16 protein-coding genes are annotated in these 16,692 nt (G+C 45.2%); 11 read left to right on the plus strand and 5 right to left on the minus strand.

Annotated features, from left to right (window positions below; genetic code table 11):
• Window positions 1-78 precede the first annotated feature (78 nt).
• The gene (locus J7545_RS17745) at window positions 79-870 is read left to right on the plus strand and encodes an amino acid ABC transporter ATP-binding protein (RefSeq protein WP_271938198.1); all 792 of its coding nucleotides are present in this window, start codon (window positions 79-81) and stop codon (window positions 868-870) included.
• Window positions 871-879: 9 nt separating this feature from the next.
• Here J7545_RS17745 and J7545_RS17750 read toward each other — a convergent pair whose 3' ends face one another.
• The 3 genes from J7545_RS17750 to ribD form a co-directional block, all read right to left on the minus strand.
• A complete protein-coding gene (locus J7545_RS17750) occupies window positions 880-1,338 on the minus strand; it encodes a hypothetical protein (RefSeq protein ID WP_318699814.1) in 459 nt (152 codons plus the stop codon).
• 135 nt (window positions 1,339-1,473) lie between these two features.
• The gene (locus J7545_RS17755) at window positions 1,474-2,034 is read right to left on the minus strand and encodes a hypothetical protein (protein ID WP_318699815.1); all 561 of its coding nucleotides are present in this window, start codon (window positions 2,032-2,034) and stop codon (window positions 1,474-1,476) included.
• A gap of 75 nt (window positions 2,035-2,109) precedes the next feature.
• The gene (gene ribD / locus J7545_RS17760; RefSeq protein WP_318719934.1) at window positions 2,110-3,225 is read right to left on the minus strand and encodes a bifunctional diaminohydroxyphosphoribosylaminopyrimidine deaminase/5-amino-6-(5-phosphoribosylamino)uracil reductase RibD; all 1,116 of its coding nucleotides are present in this window, start codon (window positions 3,223-3,225) and stop codon (window positions 2,110-2,112) included.
• A 174-nt stretch (window positions 3,226-3,399) separates the two neighbouring features.
• On the opposite strand from ribD, the gene J7545_RS17765 reads away from it, so the two are divergent.
• The 3 genes from J7545_RS17765 to J7545_RS17775 all read left to right on the plus strand — a co-directional run bounded on the left by J7545_RS17765 (window position 3,400) and on the right by J7545_RS17775 (window position 5,631).
• Window positions 3,400-4,098, plus strand: coding sequence for an MBL fold metallo-hydrolase (locus J7545_RS17765; RefSeq protein WP_318699817.1), 699 nt, complete (start codon window positions 3,400-3,402; stop codon window positions 4,096-4,098).
• Between the two features lie 44 nt (window positions 4,099-4,142).
• Window positions 4,143-4,688 carry a rhodanese-like domain-containing protein gene (locus J7545_RS17770; RefSeq protein ID WP_318699818.1) on the plus strand — a complete coding sequence of 182 codons (546 nt, stop codon included), beginning with the start codon at window positions 4,143-4,145 and terminating at the stop codon, window positions 4,686-4,688.
• 166 nt (window positions 4,689-4,854) lie between these two features.
• Window positions 4,855-5,631: a sulfite exporter TauE/SafE family protein gene (locus J7545_RS17775; protein WP_318699819.1), complete on the plus strand. Its 777-nt coding sequence runs from the start codon at window positions 4,855-4,857 to the stop codon at window positions 5,629-5,631.
• Between the two features lie 12 nt (window positions 5,632-5,643).
• On the opposite strand, the gene J7545_RS17780 is transcribed toward J7545_RS17775, so the two are convergent.
• Window positions 5,644-7,599: an ATP-binding protein gene (locus tag J7545_RS17780; protein WP_318719935.1), complete on the minus strand. Its 1,956-nt coding sequence runs from the start codon at window positions 7,597-7,599 to the stop codon at window positions 5,644-5,646.
• Window positions 7,600-7,828: 229 nt separating this feature from the next.
• Between J7545_RS17780 and J7545_RS17785 the strand changes: the two genes are divergently transcribed.
• A complete protein-coding gene (locus J7545_RS17785) occupies window positions 7,829-9,160 on the plus strand; it encodes a hypothetical protein (RefSeq protein WP_318699821.1) in 1,332 nt (443 codons plus the stop codon).
• Window positions 9,161-9,223: 63 nt separating this feature from the next.
• Here J7545_RS17785 and J7545_RS24170 read toward each other — a convergent pair whose 3' ends face one another.
• Window positions 9,224-9,343 carry an NAD synthetase gene (locus J7545_RS24170; protein ID WP_413038711.1) on the minus strand — a complete coding sequence of 40 codons (120 nt, stop codon included), beginning with the start codon at window positions 9,341-9,343 and terminating at the stop codon, window positions 9,224-9,226.
• Window positions 9,344-9,551: 208 nt separating this feature from the next.
• Between J7545_RS24170 and murD the strand changes: the two genes are divergently transcribed.
• From murD to J7545_RS17815, 6 genes are all read left to right on the plus strand, one after another.
• On the plus strand, window positions 9,552-10,907 hold the full coding sequence (gene murD, locus J7545_RS17790) for a UDP-N-acetylmuramoyl-L-alanine--D-glutamate ligase (RefSeq protein WP_318699822.1): 1,356 nt from the start codon (window positions 9,552-9,554) through the stop codon (window positions 10,905-10,907).
• A 63-nt stretch (window positions 10,908-10,970) separates the two neighbouring features.
• The gene (locus J7545_RS17795) at window positions 10,971-13,889 is read left to right on the plus strand and encodes a UPF0182 family protein (protein ID WP_318699823.1); all 2,919 of its coding nucleotides are present in this window, start codon (window positions 10,971-10,973) and stop codon (window positions 13,887-13,889) included.
• A 20-nt stretch (window positions 13,890-13,909) separates the two neighbouring features.
• Complete coding sequence (locus J7545_RS17800) at window positions 13,910-14,137, plus strand: hypothetical protein (protein ID WP_318699824.1); 228 nt, start codon at window positions 13,910-13,912, stop codon at window positions 14,135-14,137.
• Between the two features lie 38 nt (window positions 14,138-14,175).
• A complete protein-coding gene (locus tag J7545_RS17805) occupies window positions 14,176-14,475 on the plus strand; it encodes a hypothetical protein (RefSeq protein ID WP_318699825.1) in 300 nt (99 codons plus the stop codon).
• Window positions 14,476-14,572: 97 nt separating this feature from the next.
• The gene (locus tag J7545_RS17810) at window positions 14,573-16,162 is read left to right on the plus strand and encodes a glucose-6-phosphate isomerase (RefSeq protein ID WP_318699826.1); all 1,590 of its coding nucleotides are present in this window, start codon (window positions 14,573-14,575) and stop codon (window positions 16,160-16,162) included.
• Window positions 16,163-16,338: 176 nt separating this feature from the next.
• Window positions 16,339-16,548: a HEAT repeat domain-containing protein gene (locus tag J7545_RS17815; RefSeq protein ID WP_318699827.1), complete on the plus strand. Its 210-nt coding sequence runs from the start codon at window positions 16,339-16,341 to the stop codon at window positions 16,546-16,548.
• Window positions 16,549-16,692: the final 144 nt, after the last annotated feature.

The raw sequence follows: 16,692 nt of genomic DNA on the forward strand, positions 1-16,692 counted from the left end.
ACCCATAGAGAACCTCACTAAACCCGCCCCATTCCCTATTCCCTATCCCCCATTCCCTATTCCCTATTCCCTATTCCCATGACCCATTCCGATCCTCTCATTAAATCTCAAGATAATCCAACTCCTGTGGACACCGAACCCGCTATCATTGCCCAAGAGGTTCATAAGTGGTATGCCAGTAATAAATTTCATGTCCTGCGAGGGGTGAGCTTAGACGTTCAAAAAGGTGAAGTGGTCGTTGTTATGGGGCCGAGTGGTTCCGGGAAATCGACGTTTATCCGCACCTTTAACGCTCTGGAAGAGTATCAAAAGGGAAAAATTATTATTGATGGCATTGAATTATCCCACGATTTAAAGAATATTGATGCGGTGCGGCGTGAAGTGGGAATGGTGTTTCAACAGTTCAATTTATTCCCCCATTTAACGGTTTTGCAAAATGTAACCTTAGCACCGATTTGGGTACGGCGTTGGAAGAAGGAAAAAGCCGAAGAAATTGCTCTACAGCTCTTAGAAAAAGTAGGAATTTTAGAGCAGGCAAAGAAATTCCCCGGACAGTTATCGGGAGGACAACAGCAACGGGTGGCGATCGCCCGCGCTCTGGCGATGCAACCGAAAATCATGCTCTTTGATGAACCCACTTCAGCCCTCGATCCAGAAATGGTACGCGAGGTACTCGATACGATGCGATCGCTCGCTCAAAGCGGCATGACCATGGTTTGTGTTACCCATGAAGTAGGGTTTGCCCGTGAAGTTGCGGATCGAGTGGTGTTAATGGCTGATGGGGTCTTAGTGGAGGAAGCAACCCCTGATGAATTTTTTAACAACCCCAAGGAGGAACGAACACAGAAATTCTTATCTCAGATTCTATAACTTCTTTCCCTATCGAGGACAAACGAGAACACCATTGGCATTCTCAACAATGGAACCCTCAACATCGTTGATGTAAATGGTATTTCCAGTTAACACTCGTACAAGCCTGGGTTTTTCTTGCAAACATTCACCAAGGGTTTCCGCCCAGCGAATCAGTTCGCTCGTATCACTGGTGACTCCAAAAGCATCTGTGATTGGGGTATTAGAGCTAATGCTGGTATCTTGGAAAATTGCAGTTTCAATGGGTAAGCTGAACCGCAAGGGCAATACTTTGCCGGTCGGTGATGTAGTTACATATTCTCTAGGGCCAACATATTTGCCACCGTAGAGTTCTTGGAAAGCCGTTTTCCGATAGTAGTCTACCTGAATGCTGGGGATACGATCTTGGGCTTTAAGAGCTAAGGGAGAAGCGACAATAGCTACAGTCGCTAAGACTGAAGCGGCAACTATCTTGAGAACATTCTTCATGATTTCCACCTTTAATCGAGTGAATTCAAGGGTAAGGCATCAAAGGTCAACTGTTTCGGTCAGTCTGCATAGACTTAGACCTTAGATAGATTAAGCACGATTCTACTATAGCAGAGAGAATAAAAACTGGGATTTTCACTTAGGTAGAGATTCGGGCAGGGGAGCGCTCTCAGGTGGGGATTGATTCAGATATTGAGACATTACCCAGTATCCAGCATAGGCAGGAATCATCAGGGCGAGGAGGAAGGCAAGGGTGGCAAACCAAATTTTAGAGTTACCGGACGATCCATAGTGACATCGATAGGGGTCAAAGGAGAGGGTTTCTGGGCGAATTTTCTGTCGAGCTGCGATCGCTCGCCGAAATCTGACTCGGCGATCGTCAAGTTTTTCTAACAAAATCCAACCGGCTTGGGATTCTTCACGACAAAGTTGATGCAATATAGTCGGATTGCGAAATAAATCACTATTGGCTCGCACAATCTTGAATTCCCATCCGCGTGCTTTGGCTGAACCATTCTGATTCCCTTGTCCTTCTGTACCAAAGTGTTCTTTGGGTTCGTAATGGGTCAAAACTTCTTCCTCCTCCTCATTCCGTTTCTGGATTTCGATATAACTGCGATGAATACTATTGCCCATCATCAGCAATTGACATCCCAAGCTACTGAAAAATAAACTACTAATGACTAATTCGAGCATATAGTGCTTCGCGGGCTAATGGGTAAGAGGTAATGGGTAAATCCATTTGTCCTTAAAAGTCTCCATTTTTAAGGCTTAAGAGGAATCGCGATTAACGAGATAACCTTCAATTAATATATCGCTGTCTAAAGATTGATACTGAATATCAGTTAGATTTAGAGCTTCAGTCATTTGGGTTAATCTTAAATCGCCCACGGGAGAAGGAGCGCGATCGCCCCCAATAATTTTGGGTGCAATAAAAGCATAAACTTTCTGCACCATTCCAGAAGCGATCGCCTGCGCTCCCAATTGTCCTCCACATTCCCATAACACCGATAAAAATCCCCGTTGATATCCATATTCCATGACAGCTCTGGGAGTCAGTTGGGGAAATTCCACCACTTCAACCCCCCGGTTGCCCAGCTCCGTCTGCAATTGGGGGTTAGCGCCTTGCTCCGTTAACACCACGGTTGGTGCAACCAACTCCCACAATTGCGCCGATCGGGGTAAATTCAAAGAACGACTCATCACCATCCGCACCGGGTTGCGATCCACGGCTCCATGGGTGGTTAATTGGGGATTATCTTTTCTTACTGTATTCCCCCCCACAATCACTGCATCACAAGTCCCTCGCAACTGATGGACCCAACGCCTAGAGACTTCCCCAGTGACCCATTGGCTATGACCTGTGGTTGTAGCGATTTTTCCGTCTAATGTCATAGCATATTTAAAAATACCCCAAGGGAGTTGATGGCGGATACGATGAATAAATGCTTCATTAAGCTGCTGACACGCTTTTTCTTCTACCCCCACCTTAACCTCGATTCCCGCGTCTCTGAGCCGTTGAATACCTCCACCAGATACCCTCGGATCGGGGTCTACCATCCCCACCACCACTCGCTTTACTCCTGCGGCAATTAGAGCTTCTGTACAAGGAGGAGTGCGACCATAATGATTACAAGGCTCTAAATTCACATAGACGGTTGCTCCCCAGGCGCGATCGCCCGCCTCTTGTAGGGCAAATACTTCAGCATGGCTAGCTCCAGCGCGAGGATGGAAACCTTCCCCCACAATTTGGTTGTCCGCCACCACTATCGCCCCCACAAGGGGATTTGGAGCGGTTCGGCCAAGGGCTTGGAGGGCTAATTCGATGCACCGATGAATGTAAGGAGAATCTACCTCTGAGTGAGATTCAGTCGAGGAATCAATCAAGGCTGTAATCGGATAGTTTATACCTTTGAGCAAGAAGTCTGGCTGATTCTAGCATAAATTGATGTCGGGATTACAAAGAAGAGAGTCGGGGAGTGAACAACTACGAGGTTTTTAATTTACTAAATCTCTAAATAGTGATACAATTTTGATTAAGCGTGAATGAAGGAGAGTTGGATGCTATTTCGTCAATTATTCGATCCAGAAACCAGCACGTATACTTATCTATTAGCCGATCTGAAGACTCAAGAAGCCCTCTTGGTCGATCCGGTGCTAGAGCAAGTGGATCGTGACCTGAAACTGTTGCAGGAGTTAGGGTTAAGTCTCTGCTATTGTCTAGAAACCCATATTCATGCTGACCATATTACCGGGAGCGGCCAGCTTCGGGAAGTGACCGGTTGTACATCCCTAGTTCCTCAACAGGCTGGAGTCCCCTGTGCTGATCGCTTTATGACTGATGGGGAATTATTACAAGTTGGAGGAATTGAGATTCAGGCGATCGCCACTCCAGGTCATACCGATAGCCACATGGCCTATCTAGTGAATGGACACAAATTGCTTACGGGTGATTCTCTGCTCATTCGAGGATGTGGTCGTACAGACTTCCAAAGCGGCGATCCAGGTCTGCTCTATGATGCCATTACTCAACGGTTATTTACGCTTCCCAACTCTACAGAAGTCTATCCCGGTCATGATTATAAAGGCTGCACGGTTTCTACCATTGGCGAAGAAAAACAATTCAATCCTCGTTTAGCCGATCACACTCGTGAGAGTTTTATTGCCCTCATGCAAAGTTTAAATTTACCCAACCCGAAAAAAATTGCCGAAGCAGTTCCTGCAAATCAAAGATGCGGGAAAGTGCCGGCCGTAGCTTAATGAAGTCTCTATCTAATCATTTCCTGAGTCAAATTTAATCAACTATGGTTACCCATCAAAATCTGCAAGATAAACTACAAACCATCGACAGTTCTTCGGTACAAGAGTTGTGGGAAAAAGATCGGATTCAGTTCATTGATGTGCGCGAACCCAGTGAATATGCTGGCGAGCGCATTTCAGGGGCTATTTCTCGACCCTTATCTCGTTTTAATCCGGATGATTTTCTCCCCGATCGCACCAAACCCTTCATTCTCTATTGCCAAACCGGAAATCGTTCAGTCACGGCTGCCCAAAAGCTCTTTCTAGCGGGATTTGAAGAGGTAACTCACCTAGGAGGAGGATTAGAGGAATGGAAACAACAGGGATATCCGACTCATGTTAATCCCAAGGCTCCGATTAGCCTTATGCGTCAGGTACAAATTGTGGCCGGTTCTTTGGTCTTAACTGGAACTTTATTGGGTGTATTTGTGGCTCCTGGTTTCTTGTTTTTGAGTGGTTTTGTGGGAGCCGGATTGATGTTTGCTGGAATTAGTAATACCTGTATGATGGCTCGGTTATTGGCAAAATTGCCTTACAATAGAATTCTGTAAGAAGTCCGGTAATAGGCACTCTAGCAATAGTCTATAAAGTTAGTACATTACTATTCATTTTTTGCTCACTTATGCCAGGGATCTAATCAGCGAGTTTAGAGTGACTTTCTCTCTCTGCTGGTAGAGGGGGAATCAGTAAAGAGTCAGGAGCAATGAGGAAAATCAGATGGTAGTGAATCTGGTGGGACATGCTTTGGCCGTTTGTATGGGCTTGAGTTTGGGTTTAATTGGTGGTGGCGGTTCAGTATTAGCTCTGCCAGTGTTAATGTATGTGATGGGGGTAGAGACGAAATCAGCGATCGCCATGACGTTAGCGATTGTCGGTAGCGTCAGTCTTATTGGAGTCATCTCCCATTGGCGATCGGGTCATGTGAACCTGAAAGCAGCAGGAATGTTTGCACCTCCAGCTATGGTGGGTTCCTATCTAGGTGCTAAAATTGCGACTCAACCCATGGTTAGTCCCACGATACAACTGATGGGTTTTGTCGCGATGATGGTGACGGCCAGTATTTTAATGATTCAGAAGAGTCGCACGCAAAAGAGTGAAGAGACACTGAAAGCTCGCCAAGTTTCAGGAGTTTGGCAGAGGTTTATACTCATTCCCTTAGCTGGCTTCAGTGTAGGATTAGTGACCGGATTTGTGGGGATTGGCGGTGGTTTTTTGGTCATTCCAGCGTTGGTGTTATTGATTCAGATTCCCATGAAAGAGGCGATCGGGACATCTCTGTTGGTGATTTCGTTTCAATCTGGAACCGGGTTTTGGGGATATCTGAGCAGTCAGATCCCGATTAATTTACCTTTGGTGTTTTCCTTTATTATTGCTGCGAGTACAGGAATTATTTTGGGGTCATACTTAACTCAGTTTGTGCCTGGAAAGCAACTAGAGAAAGGTTTTGGCTATTTTCTGCTGGCGATCGCCGTTTTCATCGTGGTCAAATCCTAATCCGATCTGCACTCACACTTGAGTTTTCAAAGCCTGCGATCGCTCCAACTGTTGCACATCAATCAAAGGCAACACAATTTCCACCGTTGTTCCCTGTCCATCTCCCTCACTATACAGAGCAATCTTACCGTCCATCATCTCAATCAAATTCCGAGAAATCGCCAATCCTAAACCCGTCCCTTCAAACTTACGAGTCCGAGTTCCATCAGCCATGACAAACGGTTGAAACAGCTTGGATTGAGCAGAAGGATCGATTCCAATTCCCGTATCTTTGATCGCAATCCTCACCTGCGATCGGGTCAAATTATTGCCGTTAGAGTTTGACTCCACTTTGATCGTAATTCCTCCCTCTTCAGTAAATTTAACTGAATTGCCAATAATATTCATGAAAACTTGCTTCAGTTTATCTGCATCAGCAGCGATCGGAATTGAGCTAGGAATACTTTCATAAATTAAAGATAAGCCTTTCGATTGTATAGGAGCCGATTCAATATCAATCACCTCTTTAAGAATCTGATTTAAATCCACTGGGGCTAACTCTAGAGACAGTTTACCTGCTTCAATTTTAGATAAATCCAAAATATCATTAATAATCGAGAGTAAATGGAGGGCAGCATTATCCACTTGTTCCAAAAATTCAAATTCTTCTTCCTTATCATCACAGAACCCATCTTTAACCAAGCGAACCGAGCCAATAATCGCATTGAGGGGAGTTCTTAATTCATGGGAAATACTGGTTAAAAACTCACTTTTAAGCTGATTAGAACTTTTGGCTTCTTGCCAAGCAACTTCCAACTCTTCAGCCCAACTGGTTAACCGAGCCACCATACTATTGAGGGCTTTAGCCAGTTGATTAAATTCATGAATTTTAAATTTCTGGGGAATGGCTTCCGGGGAAACACTGCATTCAAAACTTTGGGCATATTTTCCTAGTTGTTCAACTGGAGTAACTAAAGAGCGAGATAAAATTAATGTTGCAATTAAATTAGCTGCAATTAATCCCAAAACTAAATTAATTAACGTTTGCCGAATTTCCTGAAGACCATAGAGAGCGTGTTCAAGGGGGGTGACCGCTAAAACAACCCATTTACCATTGGTTGAGCCAGTTGTCGTTGGATTAGGGATAGCTGTATATCCAGCAATCACTTCTCGACGACTTTGATCGAATCCAGGTAAGTGGAGAAAATCACTTTTTCCTCCTGTAGCCGATCGGATAATAGATTCTAATCTAGATTTAAGATTTTTGTTTTTTTGCTCACTAATATTAGTCCCAATTCGAGTGGGATCGATATGAGCAATGATTGTTCCTTCTTCATTAATGATTACTGTATAGCCGGATAAGGATTTTCGATCTTGATTTTGTTGGAGGGGAACAGTCGCTTCAATAACTAGATTAGATTGGGGTTGTCCAGAAGGATCGTAAACTGGCGCATTAATTAAAAAATGGAGTCGATCTTTACCATAATTATAGAAAGCAGATGGTAGAGCTTCTAAGAGTAACTTAACTTCTACATGAGTCGAAAATTGTTCATAGGGTTTTTGAGCGATTTTTTCAGGGTCTAAGTTTGGCGTTCGCGAAGCGGTGCGGAGCATTATCGTATCTCCTTCACAGGTACTATAAATTACCTCCCCCTGGGTTGGCTTGTGTAGTTGTAAACACATCACAGAATTAGAAAACCGCTGACTTAGCTCGTTGAGATAGGGATCTATTTTGGACAAGTCCCCTAATTGCAAAATTCCACTTTCACTGGCCGTTTTCACTTGATCGGTCAGAGCCTTGATACTTAGATCGAGGCGATCGCCTTTTTCAATGGCACTTTCAATAATATTATACCGAGCCGTTTCTAATAAACTCGAACGCGCTTTACGGTAGGTGGCATATTGAAGTAAAAGTAAAACGGGAATCGTCATCAGCAAAATCCGTCCCATGAGAATGCGACGAAAAGAGGTTTCAGTGGATTGGAGCAAACGGAAGAACTTCAACATACCCTAATATGGCAAAGGATTGCACAGTAGGAGCATCACTAGGATAACTCGTAGATTGGGACACAATTAATTAAAATGGAGGTTCGATAGAACGCCTTGATTCATTGTCCAAAATTGCAGGTATTTTTATTTACCGAAAATCACGGAAACTACGCAGGTTTTTTAAGAAGAAGTCAGGCATAATAGTGATAAAGAATTTAGAACTCATCTTATGGCCCGTCTCAATCATAAGGCATATACTATTCTAATACGGGAACTAGAGCGGTGTGTGGGAAATGATCCGCTCCAAGCTCCTGTGAAAATGTTGATCCTCAAACGGTTAGAGCGATTACGACAACAAACGGGAGAGCCGGTTTCGGCTCAACAGTTACGGGAGATCATTCAGGATCTGATCCCTGAGTTTAGAGATGCAGCAATTCGCAAGGCAGCTAAAGCCAATCAACCCTCTGGAATGTTTAGCTATTTGTCCTGGGGAGTGATGGGTTTAGCTGGATTAGCAGGTTTGGTTTATATTCTCAATCTCCCCTATCCAATGATTCGCTGGCCAGTGTCCAAAACGATTCCCCTGGTGCTACTGCCCAGTTATATGAAAATGGATTATGATTACCGGGGGGCGATCGCCAATGTGGAAAAAGCAGACCAACTGATTAACCAAGCTACTAGCGCTGCTGATATCGAGTTAGGCGCAGAAAAAGTGGCCATAGCTCAAAATCATCTGGATGGTTTACCGGTGTGGTTTTTAGGCTACTTTCCCCGGCGCTACTGTACATTTTTTAGTTGTAGTTGGCAGTTTACCCTGGATGAGTATAAGGGCGCTCGGCAACAGGTCGCCCGCATGGATGCTAAAATTTTTCAGCAGAACAATGCTTTAACGCTTTTGGAAGAGGGTGCTAGTCAAATCGAAGAGGGGAAAAGCCAATATCAACAAGCCAACTCTGAGGCGAGTAAACAGGAAGCGATCGCCATTTGGCAAGCTGGACTCGATAAACTCGATCTCATCCCTCCTCAAACTGTTGCTGGACGAATGTCTGCGGCTCAAATGAAAGCATATCAGCGTGATTTTCAGCAGGTTTCTGGACGCAGTGCTGGAACCGGCAAAACCGATACCCTCATCCAAGCAGCGGCTCAGTATGGCATGGCAGCAGCCCAAATGTCTCAAAATCCCCCCCATCCTGAGGAGCAGTGGCAGGAAATTATCCGCTTCTGGGATCGGGCAAGCGAGCAATTGGAGCGGGTAAAAGATGATAATCCTACCTATGTGCAAGCCCAGACTAAATTAGCTGAATATCGTCAAAATGCTGCCATGGCGAGGATTCGTCTGCGGAATGAGCAAAGTTCTACTAAAGCCCTGAATCAGGCGAAAAGTCAAATTACCGCCTGGCAACAGTTAGCCGCTTCTAATGCCAATACTGGGGTACTTGTCAGTGGACTGCAAAGGATTATTTATGACCTAGATCGGGTGAAATCGGGAACAACGGCGACGGAAGAAGCGCGATCGCTCCGCGAGTTTGCTGAAGCGAAAATGCAGGAATTGAGTCAGTAGCTAATAGACTTCAGCTAGATGTCAGGGAATAGGCAATAGCTTGCCTAGCTAACTGGCTATCTTTCACCTTTTATCCTGCTCATTAAAACCCGATAAACCTTGGAATAGCATGACTAAGCCTCCGATCGCGATCGCGATCGCCAATCCTCCCGCAATCCAATCTAACACCGGTGTATTTTCCATAATTTCCCCGCTCTTTACCGATTGATGTCATAGGAGCTGACAGTTTTTTTACCCTTACTCCAAGGCTCAGAATATCATACCAAGTCCGCTGAATCAGTTAGAAATAGCAAAATCACTGGGCAATTAGATCGCTGGGAAGAAGAAAACAAACGAAGATCGCACAAAGGCTTATGATAAAGAACGAACTGTGTCTGCCGCCCAAAAGAATATGACCCTTGCTCATGTCATTGGTTTAGGTAAATCTGGAATTGCAGCCGCTAAACTGCTACACCGTCAAGGATGGCAGGTGAAAGCGAGCGATCGCCAAATCTCTGATGCTTTACGCCAACAACAGAAAACCCTTCACAATCTGGGAATTGCCTGCGATCTCGGCTCTTCCTTCAGCTTAGAGGATGCCCCCCTGCCAGAACGGATTGTAGTTAGTCCTGGAGTTCCCTGGGATATTCCCGTGTTGGTGCAAGCACGAGCGCAAGGCATAGAAATCCTGGGAGAAATGGAACTGGCTTGGCAAGAATTGAGCGATATTCCTTGGGTGGGAGTCACCGGAACCAATGGCAAAACCACCACTACCGCTTTAATTGCCGCGATTTTTCAACAGGCTGGCTTTTATGCCCCTGGCTGCGGTAACATTGGCTACGCAGCTTGTGAGTTGGCACTCGGTGAAAAACGGCCGGATTGGGTGATTGCCGAAATTAGTAGTTATCAAATTGAATCCTCCTCTACCCTATCGCCCCAAATAGGGGTCTGGACAACGTTTACCCCCGATCATCTCAAGCGCCATAAAACTCTGGACAATTATTACGAGATTAAAGCACAGTTATTGCGGCGATCGCATCATCAAGTCTTTAATGGCGATGATGCCTATTTGCGTCAAAGGGGTCTCAAAGAATGGCCTAATGCCTATTGGACGAGCATTAAAGGCAAACAGCATTTAGTTAGTTCTCCCCAGAATGGGATTTATATTCAAGACCGCTGGGTGATGGTGCAAGGCGACCCCATTTTACCCGCTGCCAGTTTGAAAATGGTGGGAGCGCATAACCAGCAAAATCTATTAATAGCGGTAGCTGTGGCTCGGTTAGCGGGGATTGAACGGGAAGCCATTGCTGAGGCGATCGCCAATTTTCCTGGCGTTCCCCATCGTTTAGAACTCATTGGTGCGATCGATCAAATTGACTTGATTAATGATAGTAAAGCCACCAATTATGATGCGGCTGAAGTGGGTTTATCGGCAGTTCAAGCTCCCGTTATTTTAATTGCAGGTGGAGAAGCGAAAGAAGGAGATGACACCCAATGGTTGCATCGCATTAAGTCTAAAGCGGCAGCAGTCTTACTCATCGGCGAAGCTGCGCCCCATTTTGCCCAACGCTTAGAAGCGGTGGGTTATGATTCCTATGAGATGGTCGAAACTTTGGATCGAGCCATTCCCCGTTCCTTAGTTTTAGCAAAACACTATCAAGCCAAAGGAGTATTATTTTCTCCCGCCTGCGCCAGTTTCGATCAATATGCTAACTTTGAGCAACGGGGCGATCATTTCCGCCAATTGTGTTTAGAACTCAACCAGTAGAAGCAAAAATTTTTTTGCCTCTACTCCTCTCTCCTGATACTGACGAACTTGGTTTAAATCAACATGCAGTGGCTGCGATCGCCAAAAATCGGTTGGATTTTAGTTATCCTGTTGGCAGGATGGCTTATTGTCGAGATCGCGACTAACCTGATCGCCGAAGGACTATGGTTTAACGAACTCGGTTATCGTGCTGAATTTGCCCTGCGGGTGAAAACTCAACTGATTGTTGGCACTCTTGTTTTTGGCATCAGCAGCCTTTATCTATGCGGCAATCTCTGGGTTGCGAACCGGCTCAAATATCCCAACCCCCCAGAGGAACAAGACGCTTATCCCCAATATCCCAAAACGATTCACCTAGGGTGGTTGCTGCTATCTGTCGGACTCTTAAGTCTCGTTTTAGGATTAATTATTGTCCAATATACAGAAGTTATTCTTCCCTATTGGCATACTGATTTTAATATTGCCCGCCTTACTCCGGAACTTCCCCCTCGATTTCGCCCCGAATCAGCTCTTCGCACCGTTTTAGATCTACCCAACTCTGGAGTCAAAACCCTATTTGTCCTTGGGTTCCCCATTCTCCTCTTGTGCATTCCCCAAAGAACGCTGCTGGCGATCGCCATTTTCCTCAGCACGGGTTTAGGCATAATTTTATCGAGCAATTGGGCCAAAATTCTCACCAGTTTTAATCCCACGCCCTTTAATCAAGTCGATCCCCTCTTTAACCAAGACATTAGCTTCTACATCTTCACCTTACCCGTTCTCCATCTCCTGGAATTCTGGCTCGTTATTCTCTGTGTTTTTTCCTTACTTTCTGTTACCATCATCTATTTATTATCCGGTAGAAGTTTAGCCCTGGGCAGTTTTCCCGGTTTTTCTCCCAAACAGCGCCGCCATTTGCAAGTCATCAGCGCCGCAGTGATGTTTAGCGTTGCCTATAGTTATATCCTCTCCCGCTACGAACTCCTCTATTCTCCTACCGGAGTCATTTATGGAGCCAGCTTTACCGATATCTATACCCAAAAACCGATGATTGAAGTGCTGTCTATTCTGGCAGCAAGCTACGGTTTTTTCCTTTTAGGTCGCTCGGTCTATTGGGCAAAAAAACGGGATATTTGGCGGAAAATCATTTATGGGATGCTTCTCTTTTTAGTCATTGCAGGAGTGAGCAACTATGCTCTGCCTGCCCTGAGCCAGCGCCTCATCGTTCAACCCAACGAGCTGCAACGAGAAACTCCATTTATCCAGCGCACCATTGAATTTACTCGATCGGCTTTTAATTTAGACCAAATCGATGTTTATCCGTTTAATCCTGAAGGACAATTAACCATACAAGACTTACTCAATAATAAGCTGACTCTTGATAATGTTCGCCTCTGGGATACTCGCCCCCTCTTGCAAACCAACCGGCAACTTCAACAAATTCGCTTATATTATAAATTTCTGGATGCCGATATTGAGCGCTACACTTTCCGCCAGCGAGATTACCAAGGCACGGAAAAACAACAGGTCATTTTAGCGCCACGAGAATTAGATTATGAAGGAGTACCTGAAGAGGCAAAAACTTGGATCAATGAACATTTAGTCTATACCCATGGTTATGGCTTTACTATGTCGCCAGTGAATACGGTTGCCTCCGACGGTTTACCCGAATATTATGTCAAAGATATTGGTGCAGAAAGCCCAGAAGGACAAACCACTCCCGTTTGGATTTCTGAGCCTCGAATTCGCGATAGTATTCCCATTGGTCAACCGAGAATTTATTATGGAGAGTTGACCAATACTTATCTTATGACTCCTTCGAGGGAACCCGAGTTAGATTATCCCCAAGGAGATGCTAACCAATATAACTTTTATGATGGGACAGGGGGCGTATCGATCGCCAATCGCTGGAGACGGTGGTTGTTTGCTAAATACCTCAAAGATTGGCAAATGCTCTTAACCCAATCTTTTACGCCAGAAACTAAGGTTTTATTTCGTCGCAATATCGTTGAGCGAGTCCAAGCGCTTGCTCCCTTTCTCCGATTCGATCGAGACCCCTATTTAGTCGTTGCCGATACTGATTTAAGTGGAGATAAAAGTAACAATAAGGAGAACTATTTGTATTGGATTATTGATGCTTATACAACCAGCGATCGCTATCCCTATTCCGATCCAGAAAAACTCCCCTTTAACTACATTCGCAACTCCGTAAAAGTCGTCGTCGATGCCTACAATGGCAGGGTTTATTTTTTCATTGCTGATGACTCCGACCCGATGATTCAAACCCTTGCCAAAATCTTTCCTAACCTGTTCCGTAGTTTAAACGATATGCCCCAATCCCTTAAGGTTCATATTCGCTATCCTGTAGACCTGTTTAGCATCCAATCCGATCAACTGTTAACCTATCATATGCGCGATCCTCAAGTCTTTTACAACCGTGAGGATCAATGGCGCTCTCCCCTAGAAATCTATGGCGGTCAACCCCAAACCGTAGAACCTTATTATTTAATCATGAAGTTGCCGACTGAAAATCGAGAAGAATTTATCTTACTTCATCCCTTTACTCCCGCGAGTCGCAATAACTTAATTGCTTGGTTAGCCGGTCGTTCAGATGGAGAAAATTACGGTAAACTTTTGCTCTATCAATTCTCTAAACAGCAGCTTGTTTATGGGCCAGAACAAATTGATGCTCTGATTAATCAAGACCCAGAAATTTCCCGTCAAATCTCTCTCTGGAACCGGCAGGGATCAAAAGCTATTCAGGGAAACCTCCTTGTCATTCCCATTGAAAAATCTCTGCTTTACGTCGAACCCCTCTATTTGGAAGCCGAACAAAATAGCTTACCAACCTTAGTCCGAGTGATTGTTGCCTATGACAACCAAATTGTTATGGCTAACACCCTGGAGAGAGCTATCAATGCTATCTTTAATTCTCCTAATTCTAGTCCCTCTAATCCCCCCACACCTGTAATTCGCAACTTAGATGAAATTGGATCGCCCTAGGGGTTAGAATGGGGGAGGCAATGCAGACCTCCTATCTCAAGGGTATGATTGATACCAAGAAACGACAACAGATCCACGATCTCGTCGATGGACTTCCGGAAGAATACTTAAATCAAGTTTGGGCTTTTTTAGCTCCTCTGAGTGCAGATGTCTATGTACTGACTATGATGCACGCAACCATAGATACAATCAAACCCGGTGATTTCATGAATCGCGAAGAAGCTCTAGGGTTTTTGCATCATCCATAATAAACCAATCCTCGATCGCTGGCACAGGTGCAAATCCTATGACTGTGGCTCACTCCTCCACAATATCATCCACCCAATACCAACTACTCTATCACCGTAGCTTTCTCCAAGATCTACAAAAGTTACAGAAAAGAGAAAAGAGTAGCTATGAAACAATTTATCGCTTTGTATTTACTGAGTTCCTGAGCCTCAAACGCCTAGAAGACCTGCCGAAACTGCATCGACTTGGCCCAGAGCCCATGTTCTATCATTTTACGATTGGAGAATATCTGATTGCGATCGCCGTCGTGGGGCAAATTGTTAAATTTCTCCGGATTCTACCCAAACCGGAGATCTAAACGGTATGGTGTCTAGGAGAGTTTTAAGTAACCTCTGATTACCTTGTTTCGATCGGCGATCGCCGACAATGCCTCAACCCTTTGGAGAAGACTGGTTATGGATGCAGCAACCCTCTGGCAACGTTATCAAGACTGGCTGTACACCCACGACAGCCTAGGATTTTATCTCGACATTAGTCGAATGAGGTTTGACGATCGTCTAGTCGCACAAATACAGCCCAAGCTTGACAAAGCCTTTGCCGAAATGGCTAAACTGGAATCAGGGGCGATCGCCAACCCAGATGAAGGACGAATGGTGGGGCACTACTGGCTACGCAACCCCGATCTTGCACCCAATCCCCAACTCAAAGCTGAAATCAACGAAACCTTAGAAGCGATTCATCGCTTCGCCCAAGATATCCACTCTGGAGCCATCAAACCCCCCAATGCTCCCCAATTCACTGATATTCTCTCCATCGGCATCGGTGGATCTGCCCTAGGACCCCAATTTGTTGCTCAAGCGTTAGCCTCTTCCTCTCCTCAACTCCATATTCACTTTATTGACAACACCGATCCGACAGGTATCGACCGTACCCTAGGCCAACTCAAAGATAAACTCAATACCACCCTAGTCATTATCATCTCCAAATCTGGAGGCACGCCCGAAACCCGCAACGGCATGATCGAAGCCAAAGCTGCCTATGAAGCCGCTAACCTCCCCCATGGCCCCCACTTTATCGCCATTACCGGCCATGAGAGTAAACTGGAGAAACTCGCTAAATCTGAACATTGGTTAGCCACCTTCCCCATGCATGACTGGGTAGGCGGACGCACCTCCGAACTCTCTGCTGTTGGTTTAGTTCCCGCCGCTCTACAAGGGATCGACATCAATCAAATGTTAGCGGGAGCCAAAGAAATGGATGAAGCCACCCGCATCCCCTCCCTTAAACAAAATCCTGCCGCTCTGCTTGCCCTTTCCTGGTACTTCGCCGGCAATGGTAAAGGAGAAAAAGACATGGTGATTTTGCCCTACCAAGACAGCTTGCTGCTCTTTAGCCGCTACCTGCAACAGTTGGTGATGGAATCCTTGGGTAAAGAAAAGGATTTAGACGGCAATACGGTCTATCAAGGTATTGCTGTTTATGGTAACAAAGGCTCTACCGACCAACATGCCTATGTCCAGCAGTTGCGCGAAGGTATAGCGAATTTCTTTGTCACCTTTATTGAAGTCCTGAAAGACCGCGATCGCCCTTCCCCCGAAGTAGAACCTGGAGTGACTTGTGGTGACTATCTGTCTGGACTATTGCAAGGAACCCGCAAAGCCTTATACGAAAATAACCGGGACTCTATTACCGTCACTATCCCTGAAGTCACTCCGCGCACTGTAGGAGCATTGATTGCCCTCTATGAGCGGGCTGTCGGATTTTATGCCACCTTGGTCAATATCAATGCCTATCACCAACCTGGGGTAGAAGCAGGGAAAAAAGCTGCCGCCAGTGTTCTCCAGTTGCAAAATCAAATTATGAAAGCTTTAGGGGAGAGCGACAGATCTTTATCTTTGGTAGAATTAGCGACTGCTGCCAACGCCTCAGAGGAAATTGAAGCGGTTTATAAAATTGTTCGCCATTTAGCCTTCAATAATCGCGGAGTCGTCTTGCAAGGGAATACGGCTCAACTTCAAGATTTAAAAGTGGCTAAGGCAATTTAAGAGTAAGGGCTTTCCGGCTGGAAAGCCCCTCGACCCAAGGATAAAACCCAATTTTGTCTATTGCTAGGGTGTGTCATTCATTAAAGACCTTGACAAAATGGATATTATGTGGGCTATCAGGCTGGCGATCGCTATGCTAATAATTTGACATTGCTTCTAACTCGATCGCGGCTCTGATACAAATGCTGGAGGAGACTGATGATGAACATGCTCGTTGTTGGGCAGCTTATAGTTTAGAGCAAATTGCACAAGGTAATCAAGAGGCAATCGCTGCCCTGGTGCAACTGGTGGCGCAGACTGAGTGTGAACATACCCGTTACCGAGTAGCTCATAGTTTATCCCTCTTCTTTCACTCTGGGAAGAGTATAATAAAGAAAAAAGGCTAAAAGCCCTCAAGGGGTGACAAGGGAGCTAAAGAGTAGACTGTATAAGGGATAGAGCCTTTAACCCCTTCTGGAAAAATAAGCGCTTATGAGGCTTGGAATCCATCAGTTCTTGAGCCAAAGAAGACCAACATTGAAAGGACTGAA

The sequence above is a fragment of the Roseofilum sp. SBFL genome (assembly GCF_017746885.1).
In the GTDB taxonomy this organism is placed as follows: Bacteria; Cyanobacteriota; Cyanobacteriia; order Cyanobacteriales; family Desertifilaceae; genus Roseofilum.

Coding starts and splice junctions, on each gene's coding strand:
- J7545_RS17745 (WP_271938198.1), top strand. CDS start 79: ATGACCCATTCCGATCCTCTCATTAAATCTCAAGATAATCCAACTCCT.
- J7545_RS17750 (WP_318699814.1), bottom strand. CDS start 1,338: ATGAAGAATGTTCTCAAGATAGTTGCCGCTTCAGTCTTAGCGACTGTA.
- J7545_RS17755 (WP_318699815.1), bottom strand. CDS start 2,034: ATGCTCGAATTAGTCATTAGTAGTTTATTTTTCAGTAGCTTGGGATGT.
- J7545_RS17765 (WP_318699817.1), top strand. CDS start 3,400: ATGCTATTTCGTCAATTATTCGATCCAGAAACCAGCACGTATACTTAT.
- J7545_RS17770 (WP_318699818.1), top strand. CDS start 4,143: ATGGTTACCCATCAAAATCTGCAAGATAAACTACAAACCATCGACAGT.
- J7545_RS17775 (WP_318699819.1), top strand. CDS start 4,855: ATGGTAGTGAATCTGGTGGGACATGCTTTGGCCGTTTGTATGGGCTTG.
- J7545_RS17785 (WP_318699821.1), top strand. CDS start 7,829: ATGGCCCGTCTCAATCATAAGGCATATACTATTCTAATACGGGAACTA.
- J7545_RS24170 (WP_413038711.1), bottom strand. CDS start 9,343: ATGGAAAATACACCGGTGTTAGATTGGATTGCGGGAGGATTGGCGATC.
- murD (WP_318699822.1), top strand. CDS start 9,552: ATGACCCTTGCTCATGTCATTGGTTTAGGTAAATCTGGAATTGCAGCC.
- J7545_RS17795 (WP_318699823.1), top strand. CDS start 10,971: ATGCAGTGGCTGCGATCGCCAAAAATCGGTTGGATTTTAGTTATCCTG.
- J7545_RS17800 (WP_318699824.1), top strand. CDS start 13,910: ATGCAGACCTCCTATCTCAAGGGTATGATTGATACCAAGAAACGACAA.
- J7545_RS17805 (WP_318699825.1), top strand. CDS start 14,176: ATGACTGTGGCTCACTCCTCCACAATATCATCCACCCAATACCAACTA.
- J7545_RS17810 (WP_318699826.1), top strand. CDS start 14,573: ATGGATGCAGCAACCCTCTGGCAACGTTATCAAGACTGGCTGTACACC.